Source organism: Flavobacterium resistens (assembly GCF_900182645.1).
GTDB lineage: Bacteria > Bacteroidota > Bacteroidia > Flavobacteriales > Flavobacteriaceae > Flavobacterium > Flavobacterium resistens.
In genome coordinates, this window is record NZ_FXTA01000004.1 from 178,833 (window position 1) to 202,777 (window position 23,945).

A 23,945-nucleotide genomic window follows, 5' to 3' on the forward strand; every position below is an offset into this window, starting at 1 on the left:
AAGTTGTTGAAAAACTCAAAAAACTCAAAATTAGTTATTCAGACGATTTGCAAAATTTGAAAGACCAATTACATCAAAAAATATAATTCGTGAGAATTCACTTAAATTTTTGTGTTTTAGAAATAAAATTAAATTATAATGATCTGTTTTTTAGATATTTATTAAAAATTTGTAAATTGTTTAAGGATGTTTTCATATAATTTACGCTATTATTTTATACTTCATTTTATGCCTTTTCAATTGGAAGCAGACAAAAAATAATTTGTTTTTCTAACGCCCCTCTGCCAGATTTAAATACTGAGTGTTACAACTTTAAAATACCAGATTTAAGGAACAGAATTACTTTTATACAACTTCTTTTTTCTCACTATTCAGGCCTGTCAATCAAGTTCCTGCAAATGTGGTATTTATTAATTGCAGAATAATTTTTCAGTTGAATCTGAATTTAATTTTTGTCATTTAAAATGCTACAGTATGAAAAGAACATTACTTATTTCAGTATTAGTTTGTCTTCCTGTTTTCCTTTTGGCACAAACTACAGCAACATTTACTCTTGGAGGTACACAAACATTTGTTAGTCCGGCGGGTATTACTAGTATTACCGTTCAGGCATGGGGCGCCGGTGGAGCCGGCGGAAGCTCATCAAACCCTGGTTTTAACGGTGCATATGCTGGTTCAGGTGGAGGTGGTGGCGCTTTTGCTAGTACCGGAACTGTTCCTCTTACGATCACTTCAGGAGAAACATTGACCGTTAATGTGGGTATTGGCGGAAAAGGTGTAACCAGTGCAAACGGTGGTGCAGGAGGATCATCTGGAATAACAGGATATTCGATTCTTGCTGATGGCGGAAAAGGTGGTTTACTAAATAACGGTAGTTTAGTTTTAGGTGGAGCTGCAGGACTTGCTGCAAATTCTACAGGAACAATCAGAACTTCTGGAACTGCCGGAGGGAATGGAGAATTCGGATTTACAGATGATACGGGCTCAATTATTAGTTCCGGTGCTGGAGGAAATGGAGCCAACGGAGGAGGGACAGGTGGAGCAGGTATTGCAACGGCTTTTACTTCGAGTGTTGGAAATGCAGGGAATGCCCCGGGAGGAGGAGGAAGCGGAGGAAGATCTTCTTTTTTAGCAGCAGCACGCCGTGGTGGCGATGGTGGTGATGGAAAAGTTACTATAACTTATAACTGCCCTACTTATAGTTTGACCAACACAACGGCTACAGCTGTAAATGTTTGTTCTGGAACTTCTTCAGAAATTACATTAACTGGAAACCTTCCTGTCGGCCTTTATTCTGTTTCATATAATATTCAAGGGACTGCACAAACACCAGCCTCGATGAATGTTACTACAACTGGAACGGGAAGTTTTATTGCTACGGGTTTTACAACTGTAGGGAGTAGAACAATTACAATAACATCTTTATCATCCGGTTCAAGTTCTGTAGCGTCAGAAAATTGTGTGTCGCCTATTAATCAAAATAATTTAGCTACTATTACTGTAAATTCATCTGGTACAGCACCGGTTGCGACTGCAGGAAGTAATGCGACTTGTACACAAATTACAGCGAATTGGCAGGCTGTGTCTGGAGCAACTTATTATGAATTAGATGTTTCTACTGTTAGTGATTTTTCTTCTTTAGTAAGCGGCTATAGTGCTCTTAACGTTGGGAATGTGTTATCGAAAGTTGTAAATGGAAGTACAAACACTACTTATTATTATAGAGTAAGAGCGTACAACGGAAGTTGTATCAGTTCTAATTCTAATACAATTTCGTATGCGACTCCTGTGGCTCCTGTAGCTCCCGTGGCAACAGCAGGAACCGTAGTAACATGTTCACAATTTACGGCAAATTGGGGAACCGTTAGTGGTGCTACAAGTTATATTATTGATGTCTCAACTCAAACTGGTGCAAATTTCGCAGCAAATATTTTAGGTAGCTATAATAATTTAAATGTTGGAAATGTTTTGACAAAAGATATTACAGGATTGTCTGCCAGTACAAATTATTACTATAGAGTCCGAGCAACAAATAGTTGTGGAACTAGTGGAAATTCCAATATAATAAACGTCGCTACAGTTTCAACGGCGGTTGCGGTACCGACGGCACCTACTCTTAATGCAATATCTGGGGCAACTTGTTCACAGTTTACGGTAAATTGGAATGTTTCTGCAAGAGCAACAAGTTATAGTATTGAGGTATCAACCCAAAATGGAGGAGGATTTACTGCAAACGTATTGGCGGGGTATAATAATTTAAATGTTGGGAATGTATTATCTAAAGATGTTACCGGATTATCAGCCAATACAACTTATTACTATAGAATTAAAGCAATTAATAGTTGTGGAACAAGTGGAGCATCTTCAATTGGAACAGGGGCAACAACAAATACCGGAGCAGGTGCTGCAGCTACACCTGTTTCAGCCTCAGGAACAGGAGCAAATTGCTCTCAGATAACTGCAAATTGGAATACTGCAGCAAGAGCTTCAAGCTATGTTATTGATGTTTCAACCCAAACAGGTGCAAATTTCGCAACAGGTATATTAACAAGTTATAATAATTTAAATGTTGGCAATGTTTTAACCAAAGACATAACTGGTTTGACAGCTGGAACAACTTACTATTATAGAGTTCGTGCCACAAATAATTGCGGAACAAGTGGGAATTCTTCGGTAATAACATATGCAACTGCTGCAGTTCCAAGTACGCCTACAATTACTGCAGATGGGGCATTAACAATCTGTCAAACGGATGGTGTTAAACTTACCTCAAGTTCTGCTACAGGAAACGTGTGGTCAACTGGTGAAACTACACCGGACATTTTTGTAACTGCTGCTGGAAGTTATACCGTAAAAGTAATAAGTGGCGGCTGTAGCAGTGCAACATCAGCGGCCAAAGTAATTGTAGTTGAGGGTTTGCCAACAGCAACGGCAGGTGGTTCTACAACAATTTGTTCAAATAGATCCGCAACGGTAAGTGGCGCATCGGCTTCAAATGGAACTATTAAATGGACTTTTAGCGGAGGTTCAGGAACTTTAACAGGTGATACGACTCTTACTCCAACTTATACTCCAACATTAGGAGGTGCAGCCAGAACCGTTATTTTGACAATGACTGTAACAAGTAGTAATACTTGTGCACCACAAATTGCAACAGCTACTTATACAATAAATATTCAGGCAGCGCCAACAGCATCAATTACAGGTTCTAAAATTATTTGTTCTAATGATTCAGCTACAGTTGGAGCGGGAGAAGCGAATGCCGCAAATGGTACTGTTTCCTGGACACATGACGGACTTGGAACACTTTCTAATAGTACAACTTTGACACCAACTTACACCGCAGTGGCTGGTGACGCAGGAAAACAGGTTACTTTAACATTAAATGTAACTGCTTCTCCAGCTTGTGCAACAGCTTATACCGTGTCTGATGTTTATACGATTGCTGTTCGTCCGGAAAATACAGTAACTGCAGCTTCATCGTCACCCGTCTTGTGTGTGAATACTTTGATGGCAAATATTACTCATACAACTACAGGAGCAACAGGAATCGGAACTCCGTCAGGTTTGCCGACAGGGGTTACTGCCTCATGGGCTTCAAATACTATTACAATTAGTGGTACTCCAAGTAATACAGGAACGTTCAATTATAGTATACCCTTAACAGGAGGTTGCGGAACATACAATGCCATTGGAACTATAGTCGTAAATTTAAACACTGCTGGAACTGCATCTTCTTCTCCAACAGTTTGCAGTCATACTGTAATGCCAGATATCACACATACAACAACTGGTGCGACAGGTATTGGTTCGCCTTCAGGTTTGCCACCTGGCATAACAGCAAATTGGGCCTCAAATACGATTACCATCAGTGGAACGCCAACAAATATTGGAACTTATAATTATACTATTCCACTAACTGGTGGTTGTGGGACAGTTAATGCTACCGGAACTATAACTGTCAATCCTTTGCCTGTAACTCCTGCTGTCGGAACTATTGTTCAGCCGACCTGTGCTAATCAAAAAGGAAGCATAACATTACACGGTTTGCTTTCGGGAGTAAATTGGACTATTACTCAAACAGGAACAGTTTCGCAGACTTATAATACGACTGATACAGATTTTACAATTTCAAATTTAATTCCGGGAATTTATAATTTTACTGTTCATGAGGGTGCTAATTGTCCGTCAATGGCAACTGTCAATGTTGAAATTAAAGCGCCAGTAACGAATGTTTGGAACGGTAGTAGTTGGTCAAACGGAAACCCGGTTAGTACAGATATAATTGAATTTGCCGCGGATTATCAATCAACAGCTGATTTAAGCGGATGTTCTTGTAAAGTAGATGCCGGTAAAAAAGTTACCATTAACTCGGGTCATACTTTAACAATCGAAAATGACGTTGTTGTTGAATCTGCTAGTGGCGCATTATTAACATTTGAAGATAGTGCAAGCCTTATCCAAGTGAATAATGTCCTCAATTCAGGGAGTATAATTTACAAACGTAATAGCATCCCAATTCGTCAGGCCGATTATGTTTATTGGTCTACACCTGTACAAGGGCAAACTCTTTCTGGTGTTTCATCAGAAACTGCCAGCGATAAATATTTAATTTACAATGGCTCACAATGGGTAGCAGTGCCAAAAACAACTGTAATGACTATTGGTAAAGGTTATATTATTCGCGGTCCTGAAACTTACTCAAATACCGTCCGAACTCCTTTTACAGCTTCTTTTCAAGGAGTACCAAATAATGGTGATATAAATGGCGAAGCTGTAAGTGCAGGTAAATATTATTTAGTTGGAAATCCATATCCTTCGGCACTGGATGCTGACGATTTTATTAATGCCAATAGCATTTTAGAAGGAACACTGTATTTTTGGACACATAATACTCCTGTAGTTTTAGGCGGTGCATACCAATATGCGACAGATGATTATGCTACTTATAATTTGAGTGGAGGTGTTGGAACTGCTGCTGCTCCATCAGGTACCCAAGCTCCAGGTAATAATGCAAATGTTCCTAGTGGCCAAATTGCAGCAGGACAATCTTTCTTTGCAAAAATGTCGGGTTCCGGAACAATTACTTTTAATAATTTAATGCGAAATGGAGGCAATAATAATGGTCAGTTTTTTAAACCTAAAAGCAACTCAAAAGCAAACGCTTCCGAAAAACATCGTATTTGGTTAAATATGACTAATGAAGGAGGAGCTTTCAAACAATTAATGGTTGGATATATTCAGGGAGCTAGCAATGATTTCGAAAAAAAATATGATGGTGTAACTTTTGATGGAAATAAATATCTTGATTTTTATAGTGTAAATAATGAAAAACATCTTGTAATTCAAGGACGTGCACTACCGTTTTCAGATATTGATTTAGTTCCTTTAGGATATCGAACCACAATTGCAGGAGAATTTATAGTCTCAATAAGTCAGGTAGATGGTAATATGAAAGATCAGGCAATATATTTAGAAGATAAAATGACTGGAAAAATTCATGATTTGCGTGAAAGTAATTATACGTTTAAAACAGAAGCAGGAACTTTTACAGACCGTCTCGTATTACGTTATACTAATAAATCTTTAGGTACAACTGATGTTGAAAATAAAGACAGTAAAGTTTTAATTACAGTAAAAGATAAAGTAATCAAGGTCACTTCAACAGTTGAAATGCTTGAAAAAGTTTATATTTTTGATGTTTCGGGAAAACTTCTCTATGAGAAATTAAACATTAATGAAAAGGAATTACAAATTGATAACCTTCAGTCTTCTAATCAAGTTCTATTAGTAAAAGTTGCTTTAGAAAACGGAAACATAACAAATTCGAAAGTTATTTTTTAAAAGAATAAAAGTTATTTTGGTAAAGAATCCATTCCATATCCGGAGTGGATTTTTTGCGTTTTGAAGAAATATAAAATGTAAAAACCTCTATTTAACATCTTACATTTCTTTTTGCATAATTGAATAAATTGTGAGAATGGAATGTTAAAGTCTTGATTTCTAAGTTAAAATTTTAAATTGTTGTAAATAAAATCGTACCTTGTTGTTGTTTTAATTCGATAAACAACATAAAAGCCCGTCGTACTGCATATTCTAATGAATACTTAAGGAGACTTTCGAGTTCTTTTTATTTGCCAAAATCGTATCATTAATTAAATACCTTAATTTCTAAGCAAAATCTTTTGCCTTCCCTCCTGAATTAGGTATGGGTTACAGATTATCGACTGGTATTCTGTGTTATCCTTGAGGTATTTAAAACTGAAGATGATTCTTATATACGCTTGAATCTTTTTTTAATTTAAAATGCCAGTGTATGAAAAAAATTCTACTTAGACCATTACTTTTTTTTCAATTTTCGATTCATTTAAAACAGCAAAAAATGCATGTTTGGATAAAAAAAATGCAGTTTTTTGGGCTCATGTTGTTCGTTTGCAGCTCATTGTGGGCACAGCCACCACATACTTATCTATCAGATGGTTCCTTGTATGTTCCTGCTGGAGTCACTTCAATGACTGTTGAGGCATGGGGTGCAGGAGGTTCAGGAGGAGGAGCAAAAGAATCTATTTTAAATGGAAGAAGTGGCGGAGGCGGAGGCGGAGGTGCTTATGTAAAGGGAAAAATTACAACGGTGGCAGGATTAACATTAGCTATAAAAGTTGCTGGTCTCACACCTATTGGAGCTGCAGGAGGAAATACTACTATTACAGGATATGAAACTATTCTTTTTGCCGCAGGTGGAAAAGCAGGTATTGAAAATAATTCTGGAGGAACTCCCGCAGGAGGTAGAGGAGGATTAGATAGTGACTCATTTGGTTCAATTACAAAAACTTCAGGCACAGATGGAGGTTCAGGAAATACAGGTGTCATAGGATTATTGCAAGGATCTGGTGCTGGAGGCAAAGGAGGCGGTACAGCTGGAGGAAATGGAGGAGCAGGTATTCAAAGTGTGGCTTTAGGAAATGCCCCAGGTAATAACGGATCACCACCGGGCGGTGGCGGTGGCGGGGCAATGAATTCATTAATTGGTATTATATTAGGAGGTCCGCAGGCAGGAGGAACTGGTGGAGCTGGTCAAATGATCATAAGTTATACGTGCCCAACATATAATATTACAGGAGTATCGGCTTCTCCTGGATGTACAACATCTGGAAATTCAACTATTACACTTACTTCTAGTGAAACATCATTGCCTGTTGGAGTTTATACTGTAACTTATAATCTTGCGAATCCAATAAGTAATGGGCTAATAGCTACAATGACAGTAACAACTGCCGGTTCGGGAAGCTTTGTATTATCGGGTTTTAATACTGCTATTACTAGAGATATTACAATTACTAAATTGACATCTGGAGCTTGCTTTGCTGATATAAATTCAAATAATACGGCAAGTATTGTTATTTCTTCACCATCTAATGGGGGAACTGTTGGAGGTGGCACAACAATTTGTAGCGGTTCACCAAGTGGTGTCTTAACTTTGACAGGAAATACAGGATCTGTTTTGAATTGGGAATCTTCAGTAAGTCCATTTTCTGTTTGGACTCCAATTTCAAATACGTCGACCACATATACTTCAGGACCGTTGACTCAAACAACACAATTCAGGGCTGTTGTACAAAATGGAGGATGTTCTTCAACAAGTTCTATTCCAACTACTGTTACTGTTAATGCAATTCCGGTACCAACTTTTTCTGTTCAGCCGGCTTCTTCAGTTTGTATCAATACAAATGTTACTTATACCACTCAATCCGGGCAAACAAATTATATATGGAACGTTTCAGGAACTGTCGGAATTGATTACAACATTATTACAGGTGGAATTGCACTGACGGACAATACTGTTACATTGCAATGGCTGACTAGCGGAAGTAAAACAGTTGCAGTCAAATATTCTTCAAATGGCTGTCCTGCAGTGATAAATGCCAGTAATACAACAACAGTAACAAAAACAGAACGTGGCGCTGTAAATGGAGGAACTCATATTTGCCAGGGAAGCTCAAGCCCCTTATTGACATTCAACAATTATGTAGGTACAATTGTGAGATGGGAATATGCAGAAGCAATACCTTATGTTTGGCAACCAATTAGTCATACCGGAGTTACCTATCAACCCGGAGTATTAACCACAAGTACTAGTTATAGAGCTGTTGTTAAAAATGGAACATGTCCTGAAGAATTTGCAATAGAAACAAGAATTGATGTAGATCCTATTCCACCAACACCAACTATTTCAAGTTTTGTGCAGCCTAATTGTACTGTTCCTACCGGAAGTATTGTATTGACAGGATTGACAGGTTCAGGTAATATTTTGCAATCAGATGGGACAGTTATTTCTCCTCGTCCTTACTCTGGAAATTCAATAACTATTTCAGGATTAATTCCTGGTAAATACAAATTTGCAATCGATAATAACTGCTCGATAACCTATTCATCTGAAATTACAATACAAGCAAATACATGGAATGGAACAAATTGGTCATACGGAACTGCGCCAACAATAGACAACCTTGTAGATTTTCAGGAAGACTATAATTTAAGTGCTGATGTAAATGCTTGTTCTTGTACAATCAGCAACGATGCCGCGGTTATGATTCAGCATGGAAAAACGTTAAATGTAGTAAATGGAGTTCATGTTGATTATGGAACTTTGACTTTTGCTGATGGAGCAAATTTGTTGCAGACAAGTGCTGATAATAATTTGAATACAGGGGTTATTCAATACAAAAGAAACAGTCAGCCTATTCGTCAGGCAGATTTTGTTTATTGGTCATCACCAGTTAAAAATCAGCGGTTAGTTGATGTTTCTAATCTAACGGCAGATGATAAATATTTTAGCTTTGATGGAACAAAATGGATAGGAGTTCCAAAAACAAGCGTTATGATAACCGGAAAAGGATATATTATACGTGGACCAGAAAATTTTTCGAATACAGTTCGATATCCTTTTGCAACAACTTTTATAGGAGTACCAAATAACGGAGATATTACAGGTGAAACGGTAAATGCAGAGAAATATTATCTGATCGGAAATCCATATCCATCAGCCTTGCATGCCGACGATTTTATAAATGGGAATTCACTTCTTGAAGGAACTCTGTATTTCTGGACACATAATACTCCAGTAGTTTTGGGAGGAGCCTATCAATATGCAACAGACGATTATGCAACTTATAATTTATCAGGAGGAGTTGGTACCAGTTCATCGGCTCCTACAGGGAATAATTCTGGTAATAATAATGCCCCGCCTTCCGGTGATATAGCTGCGGGACAGTCCTTTTTTGCAGGAACAGTTGCGTCTGGTACAATTGTTTTTAATAATTCCATGCGAAGAGGAGGAAATACTAATTCTCAATTTTACAAATCCGATAAAGAGTCAAAAGAATCAGCACTTGAAAAAAATAGAATTTGGTTAAATATGACCAATACCGAAGGAGCTTATAAACAATTGATGGTTGGATATATTCAGGGAGCCACGGATGAATACGACAGAAGATATGATGGAAACAGTTTTGATGGAAATAAATTTATAGATTTTTATAGCATAAATAAAGAGCATAAACTTGCAATTCAAGGACGTGGACTGCCTTTTAAAAACACTGATACCGTTCCGTTAGGATATCGTACTACAATTGCAGGTGATTTTACGATTTCTATACATCATGTAGATGGCTCACTTACTGTACAACCTATTTATTTAGAAGATAAAAAGCTAAATAAAATTCAAGACCTGCGTGCAGGCAATTACACATTTAAAACTGAAATCGGAACTTTTTCAGATCGATTCGTACTGCGATACACCGATAAATCTTTAGGAATTGATGAGGTTGCGAATGATGAATATAAGATATCGGTTTTAATAAAATCAAACGACATGAAAGTAATATCAACTAAAGAAGCAATAAGTCAACTAGCAGTTTTTGATCTTTCGGGAAGACTTCTTTTTGAGAAAAAAAACATTAATGCAACAGAATTGCAAATATTAAATTTTCGCTCTTCCAATCAGGTTTTACTGGTAAAAGTGACTTTAGAAAACGGAAATATAACAACTAAGAAAGTTGTATTTTAATGAGCATAAAAATAAAAAAGCAGTTATAATTTAATAACTGCTTTTTTATTTATGCACTCTCTCGAAGATTCTCATGCGTATTTACTATTGCTTTTTTATTGTTATAATCAATCCATTTCTGCTTTTTAATTTTCTCCGCCAAAAAACAAAATTGGCATTTGTTTTAACTTCATCTTTCTAAATAAAAAAATTGCTTATAACTCAGAGTCATAAGCAATTTATGTATAATTATTAAGATGGATGAACTCTAAAAATTAAATTTTTGATTTAATTGAATGTTCAACGTTTCTTTCAATTGTGTGTCCTGGTCTAGACCATTTCGGTTTTTCGCCAAGTGGAGCAAATTGAGAATCTTCTGCTTCAACTGTTTTTGGTTGAGAAACTTTTGTAAATGGTTTTTGAGGATTCAAACCTAAAAGTTCAAACATTTTCATGTCTTCGTGTACATCAGGGTTTGGTGTTGTAAGCAGTTTATCTCCGGCAAAAATTGAATTTGCCCCAGCAAAAAAGCACATTGCTTGTCCTTCTCGACTCATATTTGTTCTTCCTGCAGATAAACGAACCTGAGTTTCTGGCATTACGATTCTGGTTGTAGCAACCATACGAATCATTTCCCAGATTTCTACTGGTTTTTCATCTTCCATTGGTGTTCCTTCAACAGCTACTAAAGCATTAATTGGCACTGATTCTGGTTGCGGATTTAAAGTTGAAAGCGCAACAAGCATTCCAGCTCTGTCTTCAATACTTTCTCCCATTCCAATAATTCCTCCGCTACAAACCGTTACATTAGTTTTACGAACATTTTCAATGGTTTCTAAACGATCTTCAAATGCACGTGTCGAAATAACATCTTTATAGTAATCTTCAGAAGTATCTAAGTTATGATTGTAAGCATATAAACCAGCTTCTGCTAAACGTTGTGCCTGGTTTTCAGTAATCATTCCAAGTGTACAACAAACTTCCATATCAAGTTTGTTAATAGTACGGACCATTTCTAAAACCTGATCGAATTCTTCGCCGTCTTTTACGTTTCTCCATGCAGCTCCCATACAAACACGAGAAGATCCATTTGATTTTGCACGCAAAGCCTGAGCTTTAACCTGACTCACACTCATTAAATCGTTTCCTTCAACTCCTGTGTTGTAACGTGCCGCTTGGGGGCAGTAACCACAGTCTTCAGGACAGCCTCCGGTTTTGATTGATAATAATGTAGATACCTGAACAACGTTCGGATCGTGTTTTTGCCTGTGGATACTTGCAGCTTCATAAAGAAGATCCATCATAGGCTTGTTATATATGGCGATTATCTCGTCTTTGGTCCAATTGTGTTTTGTAATGCTCATTGATACATTGTTTTTGAAGCTTCAAAAGTAGTTAAATTGTTCTAATCAACCAATGATGTATTCTGCAAATGAATATATGACAACTATTTTCAAAAAAGAAACACCCTAAAATCATTAAAATATATAATTCTATGATTTTAGGGTGCTAAAATGTTTGATTTATTTTGAAATGTTAATCGGCAGCATATTTATTGTTCCAATAGAGCATCATCATCAAAGTAACAATGACCGAAGAAGCAACACCTTCAAAAAGCAGGCAAATGCAATAAGTTGGAACTGAGGGGTTTCCTCCAAACATAAAAGTCTCAGATAAGGTTTTTACATAGGCATCTCCGCCTCGTGCATAGCTATAAACTAATAATCCGAAAACGCTCATTGACACGCCAACTACTGAAGTTGCCATGGCAGAAACGGCATTCGACACAAAATTGGTTTCTCCTTCACGCAAGTTCATTTGCATGGTTCTGTTCACGCCATAAAAGATAAAAAAGACATTTAGGGTACGTAAATAAAACAAATTTGCTAGTCCTAATACATTCATCAACAAAAAATAAATGCCTATTCCGAGAAATATCAGAAACCCGTTGGTAATTTCTTTAGGTAATTTCATAGTGGTTATTTTTAAAGAAGTTAATAGTAAATGTTTGGAAAACAATGTTCTATATCAAATTTACTAAAAAAATAACTACGATGATTTAAAAAGGCCGAAAAGTATTTTATCGGACGTTTTCTAACGTTGATTTACAAATGCCAAAGCATTTAATTTATCCTGATTTAATTGCTCTTTCAACAAATCAACTGAACCAAATTTTTGTTCTTCACGCAAATATTTCAATAAAGAAACTTCAATTTTTTTTCCGTAAATGTCTTCATCAAAATCAAAAAGATTGACTTCAATAGTTTGCTTTTGACCATTTACAGTTGGATTAAATCCAATATTCATCATTCCGAAAACTTCTTTTTGATCAACGATTGCTTTTACGGCATAAACTCCGGTTTTCGGAATTAATTTGTAATCTTCTTCAATTTGAATATTTGCTGTCGGATAACCAATCGTTCTTCCTAATTGTTTTCCTTTTACTACTTCTCCAGATAAAAAATAGTCATATCCGAGATAATCATTGGCCAAAGCCATATTTCCTTCGTCTAAAGCTTTTCTGATTTTGGTAGAACTTACAGAAACATCCTGAATTTCCTGAGCTGAAATTTGCTCGACCTCAAAACCATATTCGGCACCAAAAGCAATTAAATCATCAATATTGGCAGTTCTGTTTCTTCCAAAGCGATGATCATGTCCAATAATTATTTTCTGAATCTGAAATTGATCAACTAAAATGGAATGTACAAACTCTTCGGCTGTAAGTCGTGAAAAACTTTCGTTAAACGGATGAATAATAAGATTTTCAATTCCTGTTGCTTCTAAAAGTTTTGTTTTTTCAGCAATTGTATTTAAAAGTTTTATTTCTGATTTTTCTTGCAGAACCATTCTTGGATGCGGAAAAAAAGTAAGCACTAAACTTTCATATTTGCCATTTTCAGTATTCTGCGTAATTCGTTCGAGAATTTTTTTATGACCAATATGCACGCCATCAAAGGTACCAAGCGTTAAAATAGTTTTCTTGGTTGAATGGAAATCGTTTATAGAATGAAAGAGCTTCAAAACAAATAATTTAAGATGCTGCAAATTTATACTATCTATTTTGAATTTGGCACCAAGCCGAATTGATTTTTTTGAACTAACATTACTTCTTTTTGTGAAAATCGGCCAACTCGTCGACTAAAAAACGTTAAATGTCGTTTATATGTAAGAATTTGATTTAATTGACTTATTTTTGATTTATCAATGCCACTAGATATGAAAAAACAATTACTTATTTTATTTTTTATTTTTAACTGTACTATTTTGACTGCTCAAAATAACGATTTATGGCAAAAAGTTAGTGCAAATTCGGTGTTGAGCAAAAGAGCCAGTACTTCAGATTCTGATAAATTATACTATAAGTTAAATTCCGAGCGACTTCAAATCACGTTGGCCTCAGCTACAGGAAAAGGTTCGAGAAACAATACTGCTGAAATTACGATTCCAAATGCTTCTGGAACTTTAGAACGTTTCATCGTTTGGGAATCCTCGAATTTTGAACCTGAACTTCAGGCTAAATACCCAGAAATCAGAGCATATGAAGGAAGTGGTTTAGACGATAAAACCGCAAAAGTGCATTTTAGTGTTTCACCACTTGGATTTCAGACAATGGTATTTCGTGCCAACAAATCAACTGAATTTATCGAGGAAAATCCAGATGATAAAACCGAATATGTTTTGTTTGCAAAAAATACTTCGACTTCAAAAAGACTTGTTTGTAAGACTGATGAGGTAGTTTCAAATCAAAATATTAGCGGGAAAACAGCAAAAGAGGCATCAAGTGCAAAAATTTTCAAAACAATGCGTCTCGCTTTGTCATGTACAGCGGAATATACAGCTTATTTTGGAGGAACAAAAGCTGGGGCGCTTGCAGGAATGAATGCAACAATGACTCGTGTGAACGGTGTTTTCAATAAAGATTTGGCCGTAAAATTAGTTTTGATTGATAATAATGACGCTGTAATTTATACAGATGCTACAACAGATCCATATTCTGCAGCTAAAGAAGGAGCTGATGGTGCATGGAATCAAGAAGTTCAGACTACTTTGACAAATGTTATTGGAAATGCAAATTATGATATAGGACATTTATTTGGTGCTTCTGGTGGTGGCGGTAACGCTGGTTGTATTGGATGCGTTTGTACAAATCCAACAACAGGAGTTCCTTTAGGAAAAGGAAGCGCCTATACATCACCATCTGATGCAAAACCACAAGGAGATACTTTTGATATTGATTTTGTTGCGCATGAATTTGGACATCAATTAGGAGCAAATCACACTTTTTCCTATGATTCTGAAGAAAGAACAAGCGTAAATGTTGAACCAGGAAGTGGCTCAACTATTATGGCTTATGCTGGAGTGACGGGTGATTACGATATTCAGAATACTTCTGACGATTATTTTGCATATGCAAGTATTAGACAGATTCAAAATACGTTGGCCAATAAAAGCTGTCCGGTAAATACCGCGATTATAAATAATCCGCCGAATGTGAGTGCAGGTGACGATTTCACAATTCCTATTAGTACTGCCTTTGTTTTGACTGGAACTGGTTCAGATCCAGAGGGAGATTCGGTTACGTATACTTGGGAAGAAAATGATAATGCGATAACGACTTCAGGAAGTACAAGTATTGCTTATCCCACAAAACCGGACGGACCTTTGTTTCGATCTGTAATTCCAACAACGAGTACAGTGCGTTATATGCCAAGTTACAATTCTGTTCTTCAAAACAAACTTACAACAACTTGGGAATCTGTTTCCTCAATTGCAAGAACATTGCATTTTACTTTGACAGGACGTGATAATGCAGCGCAAGGAACGGCACAGACGTTTACAGATGAGATGGTTGTAAATGTTGTTTCGACTGCAGGACCTTTTGAAGTAACTTCTCATACAAATGACAATGTGAGCTGGTGGCAGGGATTATCTGAAACTGTAACGTGGAGTGTAAATAATACAAACACACTTGCAGGTTCATCAACAGTTAATATTAAATTATCTACGGATGGAGGTTTAACATTTCCTGTCATTTTGGCTTCTAATACACCAAATGATGGTTCTGAAATAATTGTGCTTCCAACAAGTGTTCCTTCATCAAAAAATTGCAGAATTTTGATTGAGCCAACAGGAAATATTTTTTATGCAATTAATAGCAAACCCTTTGCAGTTGGTTATACTTCAAATTCTTCTTGCGATACTTATAGTTTTGGAAATTCGTTTTCGATTCCAAATACAACCACTTTTGTTACAAGAACAATAACTGTTCCGACATCTGAAGCAACAGTTACAGATGTAGATGTTTCTGTGAATATTACACACGATAAATTTTCTGATATAGAACTTCAGATCGTCAGTCCTGCTGGAACAATCGTTCGATTGTTCAATAAAAATTGCGGATCGACAAAATCTACTTTAGCCATGAAGTTTAATGATTCAGGCGCTGCTCTAGATTGTAATGTAACGACTGAACAAATTGTTTTGCCTGTTGATGCACTAAGTGCTTTTAATGGTGAAAAAACTCAAGGTAATTGGATTTTCAGAGTTAGAGATGCTGTCGTTGGAAACTTCGGAACATTAAATTCGGCTTCAATTAGTATTTGCGGACAAACATACACTTTGGCGACGCCAGATTTTGAAAGTATCGATTTTAGTCTTTATCCAAATCCGAATAAAGGAAATTTCACTATTCAATTTGAAAGCCAGTCTGAAACAGGAGTTAAAGTTTTTGTGCATGATATTTTAGGAAAAATAGTTTATTCAAAAACTTTTGAAGCTTCGTCAAATTTTAATCAAACAATTCAGCTTCCAAATAGCGCTGCAGGAGTTTACCTCGTAACGGTTATTGACGGAAATAGAAGAACAGTGAAAAAAATAATTGTGAATTAAAAATTCAAAAACTTCAAATAAGAAGTCCAAATTCCAAAAGTTAATCAATTGGAATTTGGATTTCTTATTTTTATGAGTTCGCCATTGCCATACAAACAATACTGATTTTTGCTCCCGGAATTTTCAAAAGCGCTTTTGAACAAGCTTCTAATGTTGATCCTGTTGTCAAGACATCATCAACAATTAAAAAATGTTTGTTGTGATTTTCTTCAGAAAATTTGACATCAAAAATGTTTTCAATATTTTCGGTTCTTCCTAAAAGATTCTTTTTTGATTGTGTTTTAGAGTATTTCTTTCGGAATAAAATGCGATCATCAAAAGTGAGATTTAATCCTTCCGAAAGTGCTTTTGCAAAAGTCGTCACTTGATTATAACCTCTTTCTTTAAATTTTTTTGGATGAAGCGGTACTGGAATAACAACTTCAAAAGGATTGTTCAGTTTTAATTCTTTTAGATCTTCGGCATACCAGCTGCCTAAAACAGTGCCAATTTCTTCATGTCCTTTGTATTTCAAATTGTGGATCAATTCCTGAACGATTCCTTTTTTTATAAAATACATTAATGCCGATGCATGCTGAATTTCAACTTTCCCATAAAATTTTTTAACGGCTTCATTTTTAGAATCCAGATGATAATGCGTCAGAGGTATTTCATGACGGCATTTCGAACAAAAAACAACTTCATTGGTCTGTAAAATTTGGCGGCATCCGGCACAAACTTTTGGGAAAAACAGATTTATTATAGATTTAAACACAAATAGAAAGAATTTAGTTACAAAACTAACGAAATTCAAACTCCAATCTTTATTATTTTTCTTTTTTTTAAAAGTACTTTTTATATTTTTGCATCACTATGGCAAAACAAGACGATTTATTTAAGAATGTGGTTTCGCACGCAAAAGAGTACGGATTTATTTTTCCGTCAAGCGAAGTATACGATGGATTGAGTGCAGTGTATGATTACGCACAAAATGGTGTCGAATTAAAAAAGAATATTAGAGAATATTGGTGGAAATCAATGGTTCAGATGAATGAAAATATTGTCGGTTTAGACGCGGCGATATTGATGCATCCAACAACCTGGAAAGCTTCAGGTCACGTTGATGCCTTCAATGATCCTTTGATTGACAATAAAGATTCTAAAAAAAGATATAGAGCTGACGTTTTAGTTGAAGATCATGCTGAAAAAATTAATCTGAAAGCTAAAAAAGAAATCGAAAAAGCAAAAGCACGTTTTGGAGATGCATTCAATGAAGAAGAATTTGTAACCACAAATGCTCGCGTTATTGAATATTTGGCTAAAGAAAGAGAAATCAGAGAGCGTTTAGGACGTTCTTTAGGTGCTGGAGATTTAGCAGATGTTAAAGCATTAATTGAAGAACTTGAAATTGCTGATCCTGAAACTGGTTCTAAAAACTGGACAGAGGTTAAGCAATTCAACTTGATGTTTGGAACAAAACTTGGTGCTTCTGCAGAAAATGCAATGGATTTATACTTGCGTCCAGAAACGGCACAAGGTATTTTCGTAAACTTTTTAAATGTTCAGAAATCTGGTCGTATGAAAGTTCCTTTTGGAATTGCTCAAACTGGAAAAGCGTTCAGAAATGAAATCGTTGCAAGACAATTCATTTTCCGTATGCGTGAATTTGAACAAATGGAAATGCAATTTTTTGTTCGTCCAGGTGAAGAAATGAAATGGTACGAGCATTGGAAAACGACACGTTTAAACTGGCATTTATCTTTAGGATTAGGAAAAGAAAACTATCGTTTTCACGATCACGAAAAATTAGCGCATTACGCAAATGCAGCTGCAGATATTGAATTCAACTTCCCATTTGGTTTTAAAGAATTAGAAGGAATTCACTCTCGTACAGATTTCGACTTAAAAGCGCACGAAGAATATTCAGGAAGAAAACTGCAATACTTTGATCCTGAATTGAATGAAAACTATGTGCCATACGTAGTAGAAACTTCAGTTGGTTTGGATCGTATGTTTTTAGCTGTTTTTGCAACATCGTTGCAAGAAGAAACTTTAGAGGACGGTTCTACAAGAACAGTGCTTAAATTGCCTGCAGTTTTAGCGCCAACTAAAGCAGCAGTTCTTCCGTTGGTTAAAAAAGACGGGCTTCCAGAAATTTCAAGAAAAATCATTGAAGATTTGAAATGGGATTTCAATGTAGCGTACGACGAAAAAGATGCAGTTGGTCGTCGTTACAGAAGACAAGATGCTCTTGGAACTCCTTTCTGTATCACAGTTGATCACCAAACTCTTGAAGACGAAACAGTAACAATTCGTCATAGAGATACAATGAAACAAGATCGTGTTAAAATTTCTGAATTAAAAGGAATTATTGAAAACGAAGTTTCGATGAAAAACTGGTTGATGAAAATGTAATTTTCTTAATTAACACTATATAAATCCCAAATTCCTCGCTGGAGTTTGGGATTTTTTTAATTTTGAAAAATGCATTTCATCGAACTTTTATGCATTTCAGCTTTTTGTATTAACATTTTAGTGTAATGTGTTAACAATGAAATGTTTGCACAAATGAAATGCGTAAATTTAATTGCGCATCATACATTAAAATTAGAAAATGAATTTGAAGGCGAAAAGCTTTGGTTCATTTTAAAAACTGCTTAAAAACCAAATTGAAAAAATATTCCTACATTATAATTGACAATGACGCTGAGAGTGTTTTGAAAACCAGAATTGTTGCAGAAGGTTTTTCAGAATTGACTTTTATAGGATCGGCTACGAATTATCAGCAGGGATTAAATCTGGTTTTAGAGTATAAACCTTCTTTTGTTTTTTTAGAAATTGATTCTGAAAATTCTTCAGGTAATTTATCACTTGCTTTTGTGGGCGAACTGTATCGTTATTTGTCAGTTGTTCCAAAAATAATTGTTACAACCTTAAAAAAGGATCTGGCTTTTGACGCAATTCAATATGGCGTTTTTGATTATATTTTGAAACCTCTTACACATGTTGATCTTGTAAAAACACTTTTAAAACTAGAAAAGCTTACAATAGAGTCAAAAACGCAAAAAAATGCTGAAGTTGAATCTTCGGTCGATGTTGTTAAAGAAAATCCTTTAGAGGCTCAAATAATGCCTTTAAAAGAAGAAATGAATACAATTAGCGTTGAAGAAGAAACTCCAATTATTGTTAAAGAAGTTCAAGTGCCTCAAATAATTGAGCAACCACTTATACTTTGTATAAAATCGTATGGTGATTATCGCTATATGAATGCAGCCGATATTTGCTATTTTCAGGCAGATAATAATTCGACAGATATTTATTTAAGTTCTGGTGAAATGGTTACTGCTTTTAAAACTTTAAAGCATTTTGAAAGTATTTTAGTACATCCGTTTATACGAATTCACAACAGTTATATCATCAATCAAAATTACATTTCCCGAATTCATAACGGAAACTCAGTTTGTTACATAAAAAACTCGCCTAAAAAGGTCCCTTTTTCCAAAACTTATAAAGCAAATGTAGATTTAATCATTGCAAATTTCTCCGCTGGAAATTACATAGAGGTCTAAATATTAAGTGTTTACATGAATTTGACGCCCAGTGACTATCATTTGGGCATGATCTACCATAAACTCCATTTTTCATGTAAATTTTTTTCGTTGACGGGTATAATTTTACACCAACGATTCGCAGAGAGCGGTCAGCCCCAAAAACAAAAAAATCAAAAAAAACTTAATACCTCAGATCATGAAAAAAACAGCTTTAACATTCGGATTATTTTCTTTAGTAATGGTTGCAACTTCTTTTGCAGCTCCAGAAAATCCAACTTATTTAGCAGATTCTGATACAATAATTGACGGCGGTGCGACAGGAAGAACAAAAAAACTTGATTTTCACGGAACAAACGATCAAACATTAAACAATAGCCAATCAAACTTTTCTAGTGTGAATCAAGCTTTTGGATCAGATAAAAAAATAGACTAAACGTAAGTTTAGATGTGCAGAAAGGCTGTCAATTTATTGACGGCCTTTTTTTGTGTCTATAGTTTTATTATTTTTGGTAAAACTCAAAAGAAACAATTGAAAAAAAAATGTAAAATACTATTACTTTTATTTTTTGTTTTGTTTGCATGCAATAAAAATGCAAAATCAGATCAAGATTTAACTTCTCCCAAGGATAGTCTTCCTATTTACTTTTCGTTGGCAAACGAAAATAATCTTCCTTTAAGTGTCAAGCAAAATTATAATCAAAAAGCACTCCGCGTAATTTTAGATCAGGAAGACGACTCGCTAAATAAAGTGAATCTTTTTAAGATTGCCAATCGTTATTACAATATGAGCGATTGGAAAGGTTATCTGAAAACGACGAATTTAATTTTAGAAAGAGCACAAAGGTCTAAGGATTCTGTCCATATGGCAAAAGCCTATACTTATCTGGGGGACTATTATGATTCTCAGTCCATTTCTGATAGTGCCTTTTTGTACTATTTTAAAGCTGAAAAGTTTTATCTGAAAATGAATGATCAGTATAATTTGGCAAAAACATTTTTAAATAAAGCGAGTCTGCAATATAATGAAGGTGATTTCTTTGAAAGCGAAATAGCAGTTTTTAAGGCTTTAAGTAGTTTAAAGAAACAAAAAAAAGTAAACGACCTTTATTACGAAAGCTATAATCTTTTAGGGATTTTGTACAATGAAAGAGAAGAGTTTGAGAAAGCTCTGGAATTTCAAAATAAAGCTTTGCAGATTTTAGACGATAAATCAATACCATTAGAGTTGCAATACAGGGCAGCTTCATTGAATAATATTGGTTTTATCTATATGAATATGAAGAATTACAGTCAGGCGAAAGTTTTTTTTGAACGTGGTTTAAGAGAAAAAAACCTTTTTGAAGACAGGGCTGGTTTGTATGCTATTCTGTTGGATAATTTAGGTTACTCTAAATTTAAGCGAAGAGAATCGGCTCAACTACCTGATTTGTTTTATAGATCTTTAAGAATTAGAGATAGCCTTGGTCTTTCTTCCGGAGTTGTATCTTGTAAAATACATTTGTCGGAATATTTTGCTTTTAAAAAAGACACTTTTAAGGCGCTTCAGTTTTCAAAACAAGCTTTGGCGTTGTCACGAACATCAAGTAAACTGGTCAATACATTAGAGGCACTGAAGCAGACAGCTACTATTGACCCAAAAAACGCCTCTATTTATTCTGTCGAATATATTCAGTTGAATGACAAAATGTTGAAGGCAGAACGAAAAATGGGTGAGAAATTCTCCAGAATTGAATACGAAACCAATGAAATAAAGGATCAGAATTCAAATCTTCAGGAAAAAAACAGGACTTTAGTTTATGTATTCAGTATTTGTACTTTAGTGGGTTTGTTTTTTTATGTTTATAAAACACAACAGGCAAAAAACAGAGAATTACTTTTTAAGCAGCAACACCAAATTGCAAATGAAGATATTTACAATCTGATGATTTCGCAGCAAAATGAAATCGAGCTAACCCGAATTAAAGAAAAGAAAAAAGTAGCGCAGGAATTGCATGATGGCGTTTTAGGCAGAATGTTTGGGGTTAGAATCAGTTTAGACAGTCTCGACAAGGTTGATGAAGCTCAGGCTAGCGCGAAAAGGAAAAAGTATTTAACTGAACTTAAGCATATTGAAGAAGATATTCGCGAAATTTCGCATGACTTAAATAGAGAAAAATCAGAATTAATTAATAATTTTGTTGCGATTTTGATGAAACTCTTTGAAGATCAGAGAAATACTTATGATTCAAAATTAATTACGACATTTGATTCTAATATAAAATGGGATCTGGTAAGCAATATCGTCAAAATCAATTTATATAGAATTATACAAGAGGCGCTTCAAAACTGTAATAAATATGCAGATGCGGATACCATTACGGTTGAGTTTAAAAGTGAAATAAATTATTTAGTTTTGTCAATCGCAGATGATGGAGTAGGTTTTAATGCAAAACGAACTAAAAACGGTATTGGGTTGCACAATATTCAATATCGGGCGACGGAATGTAAGGGTACAGTTACGATAAAATCTGCCAAAGGAGAAGGTACACTTCTTGTTGTTAAAGTCCCAATCGATCAAAAAATTAACCTGCATAATAATGACATTTGATTTATCTGCTCCAATTTCGCACTTAATCACGCGAAACATTTTAATTGTCGACGATCATCCCTTTATTATTGAGGGATACAAAAACGCCATAACGCGTTATAATCCCAAAGAATATGAGTTTCATATTGCTCAGGCTTATGATTGCAGATCTGCTTATGATTTGTTAGAAAATGAATCGACACCAAAATTTGATGTTGCATTTTTAGACATCAGTATGCCTGCTTATGAAGAAAAAGAAATTTTTTCAGGCGAAGATCTGGCAAAATTGATTTTGAAAAAAATGCCAGATTGCAAAGTGATTCTGCTTACGATGTATACAGAGTTGCTTAAAATAAAAACGATTATCCGAACAATTAATCCAAATGGCTTAATTATTAAAAATGATCTGACTTTTGATGAACTTCTTTTTGCGTTTGATAAAGTGATGAAAAACGAAAAATATTACAGTCAATCTGTAGTGAAAATGGTGAATCAATCTCCACATAATTCTATTGAAATCGATGAATTTGATAAACAGATTTTGTTTCATTTATCAAAAGGCACCCAAACGGAGGATATGTCACAATATATTCCGATTTCTTTAGCAGCGATTGAAAAACGAAAAAGCAATCTGAAAGAATTGCTGAAAATAAGAACCGGATCTGATGAAGAACTTTTGAAAGAAGCGAAAGGCAAAGGTCTTTTTTAAAATAAATTCTAAAATAAAAATTCCAAATTCCAATGATTTAACTAACATTTGGAATTTGGAATTTTTTTATTTGAGTCTTTTCAGAATTATTCGCTCAAAGCGTCCCATCCTCTGGCTTTTAACGCAATTTTTGTGTTTGCACGAGTAACAAGATGAATTCCTTCATTTTCTTCTGCCATATGGCCAATAATTGAAAAATTTGGATTTCCTTTTATTTTATCAAAATCATTGATGTCGATTGTAAACAAAAGCTCATAATCTTCACCACCGTTAATCGCAACAGTTGTACTGTCAATATTGAATTCTTCACAAGTCGAAATAAATTGTGGATCCAATGGCAATTTGTCTTCATATAAATTACAACCCACTTTTGATTGTTTGCAGATATGAATAATCTCTGATGATAATCCGTCAGAAATATCAATCATCGAAGTTGGTTTTATTTCAAGAGCGTGTAAAAGAGTACGAACATCTGTACGAGCTTCTGGTTTTAATTGTCTTTCGACTAAATATGTATAAGGATCTAAATCCGGCTGACTGTTTGGATTTACCTGAAAAACCTGTTTTTCGCGTTCTAATACCTGCAATCCCATGTACGCCGCACCGATATCTCCGGTAACAACTAATAAATCAGTTTGTTTTGCTCCATTTCGGTAAGCGATTTCATCTTCAGCTGCTTCACCAATTGCAGTAATGCTAATAATTAATCCTTTTTGAGATGAGGTCGTGTCGCCGCCAATTACATCAATTTTATATTCTTTTGCAGCATGTGTAATTCCTTCGAATAATTCTTCTAAAGCTTCCAGCGGAAAACGATTAGAAACAGCAACAGAAACCGTAATTTGAGTTGGTTTTGCATTCATCGCACAAATGTCAGACACATTTACTACAACTGCTTTGTAACCCAAATGTTTTAAAGGCATATAAGCCAGGTCGAAATGCACGCCTTCAATCAATAAATCGGTAGAAACAACAACTTTTTTATCCTTAAAATCTAATACTGCTGCATCGTCGCCAATACTTTTTAAAGTAGATTCCTGTGTAACATCAAAGTTTCGGGTTAAATGGTCAATAAGGCCAAATTCGCCTAATTGTGCTATACTGGTGCGTTGCGGATTTTTATCTTCTATCATTTCTTCTAAGTTCCAAAGTTATTAAGGCGCAAAGGTACAAAGGTTTTTTTTAAAGATGCTAAGATTGTTA

At 35.2% G+C, this 23,945-nt stretch carries 13 protein-coding genes; 8 read left to right on the plus strand and 5 right to left on the minus strand.

Translation table 11 applies throughout. From position 1 onward, the window contains the following. The first annotated feature begins 474 nt into the window (after window positions 1–474). The gene (locus FN795_RS15525; RefSeq protein ID WP_142451440.1) at window positions 475–5,844 is read left to right on the plus strand and encodes a fibronectin type III domain-containing protein; all 5,370 of its coding nucleotides are present in this window, start codon (window positions 475–477) and stop codon (window positions 5,842–5,844) included. Window positions 5,845–6,316: 472 nt separating this feature from the next. Then, the gene (locus tag FN795_RS15530; RefSeq protein WP_142451441.1) at window positions 6,317–10,066 is read left to right on the plus strand and encodes a T9SS sorting signal type C domain-containing protein; all 3,750 of its coding nucleotides are present in this window, start codon (window positions 6,317–6,319) and stop codon (window positions 10,064–10,066) included. 254 nt (window positions 10,067–10,320) lie between these two features. Here FN795_RS15530 and bioB read toward each other — a convergent pair whose 3' ends face one another. From bioB to FN795_RS15545, 3 genes are all read right to left on the minus strand, one after another. Next, a complete protein-coding gene (gene bioB, locus FN795_RS15535) occupies window positions 10,321–11,409 on the minus strand; it encodes a biotin synthase BioB (protein ID WP_035652916.1) in 1,089 nt (362 codons plus the stop codon). A 172-nt stretch (window positions 11,410–11,581) separates the two neighbouring features. Next, window positions 11,582–12,019: a hypothetical protein gene (locus FN795_RS15540; RefSeq protein WP_035652919.1), complete on the minus strand. Its 438-nt coding sequence runs from the start codon at window positions 12,017–12,019 to the stop codon at window positions 11,582–11,584. Window positions 12,020–12,139: 120 nt separating this feature from the next. Continuing rightward, window positions 12,140–13,069, minus strand: coding sequence for a bifunctional riboflavin kinase/FAD synthetase (locus FN795_RS15545; RefSeq protein ID WP_142451442.1), 930 nt, complete (start codon window positions 13,067–13,069; stop codon window positions 12,140–12,142). 195 nt (window positions 13,070–13,264) lie between these two features. Between FN795_RS15545 and FN795_RS15550 the strand changes: the two genes are divergently transcribed. Continuing rightward, window positions 13,265–15,937: a zinc-dependent metalloprotease gene (locus FN795_RS15550; RefSeq protein ID WP_142451443.1), complete on the plus strand. Its 2,673-nt coding sequence runs from the start codon at window positions 13,265–13,267 to the stop codon at window positions 15,935–15,937. Between the two features lie 70 nt (window positions 15,938–16,007). Here FN795_RS15550 and FN795_RS15555 read toward each other — a convergent pair whose 3' ends face one another. Then, window positions 16,008–16,691 carry a ComF family protein gene (locus FN795_RS15555; protein WP_142451444.1) on the minus strand — a complete coding sequence of 228 codons (684 nt, stop codon included), beginning with the start codon at window positions 16,689–16,691 and terminating at the stop codon, window positions 16,008–16,010. Between the two features lie 98 nt (window positions 16,692–16,789). Between FN795_RS15555 and FN795_RS15560 the strand changes: the two genes are divergently transcribed. The 5 genes from FN795_RS15560 (at window position 16,790) to FN795_RS15580 (ending at window position 22,742) form a co-directional block, all read left to right on the plus strand. Next, window positions 16,790–18,331 (plus strand): glycine--tRNA ligase, encoded by a 1,542-nt coding sequence (locus FN795_RS15560; RefSeq protein WP_142451445.1) that lies wholly within the window; start codon window positions 16,790–16,792, stop codon window positions 18,329–18,331. Window positions 18,332–18,585: 254 nt separating this feature from the next. Beyond that, complete coding sequence (locus FN795_RS15565; RefSeq protein ID WP_142451446.1) at window positions 18,586–19,485, plus strand: LytR/AlgR family response regulator transcription factor; 900 nt, start codon at window positions 18,586–18,588, stop codon at window positions 19,483–19,485. Window positions 19,486–19,663: 178 nt separating this feature from the next. After that, entirely contained in the window at window positions 19,664–19,900 is a 237-nt protein-coding gene (locus FN795_RS15570; RefSeq protein ID WP_035652931.1) for a hypothetical protein, read from the plus strand. A gap of 96 nt (window positions 19,901–19,996) precedes the next feature. Further along, a complete protein-coding gene (locus FN795_RS15575) occupies window positions 19,997–22,054 on the plus strand; it encodes a tetratricopeptide repeat-containing sensor histidine kinase (RefSeq protein ID WP_244289990.1) in 2,058 nt (685 codons plus the stop codon). Next, window positions 22,044–22,742, plus strand: a complete 699-nt coding sequence (locus FN795_RS15580; RefSeq protein ID WP_142451448.1) for a response regulator — start codon at window positions 22,044–22,046, stop codon at window positions 22,740–22,742. The genes FN795_RS15575 and FN795_RS15580 overlap by 11 nt, the downstream gene beginning before the upstream one ends. 86 nt (window positions 22,743–22,828) lie before the next feature. Here FN795_RS15580 and thiL read toward each other — a convergent pair whose 3' ends face one another. Continuing rightward, a complete protein-coding gene (thiL, locus tag FN795_RS15585; protein ID WP_142451449.1) occupies window positions 22,829–23,875 on the minus strand; it encodes a thiamine-phosphate kinase in 1,047 nt (348 codons plus the stop codon). Between the last annotated feature and the right edge of the window lie 70 nt (window positions 23,876–23,945).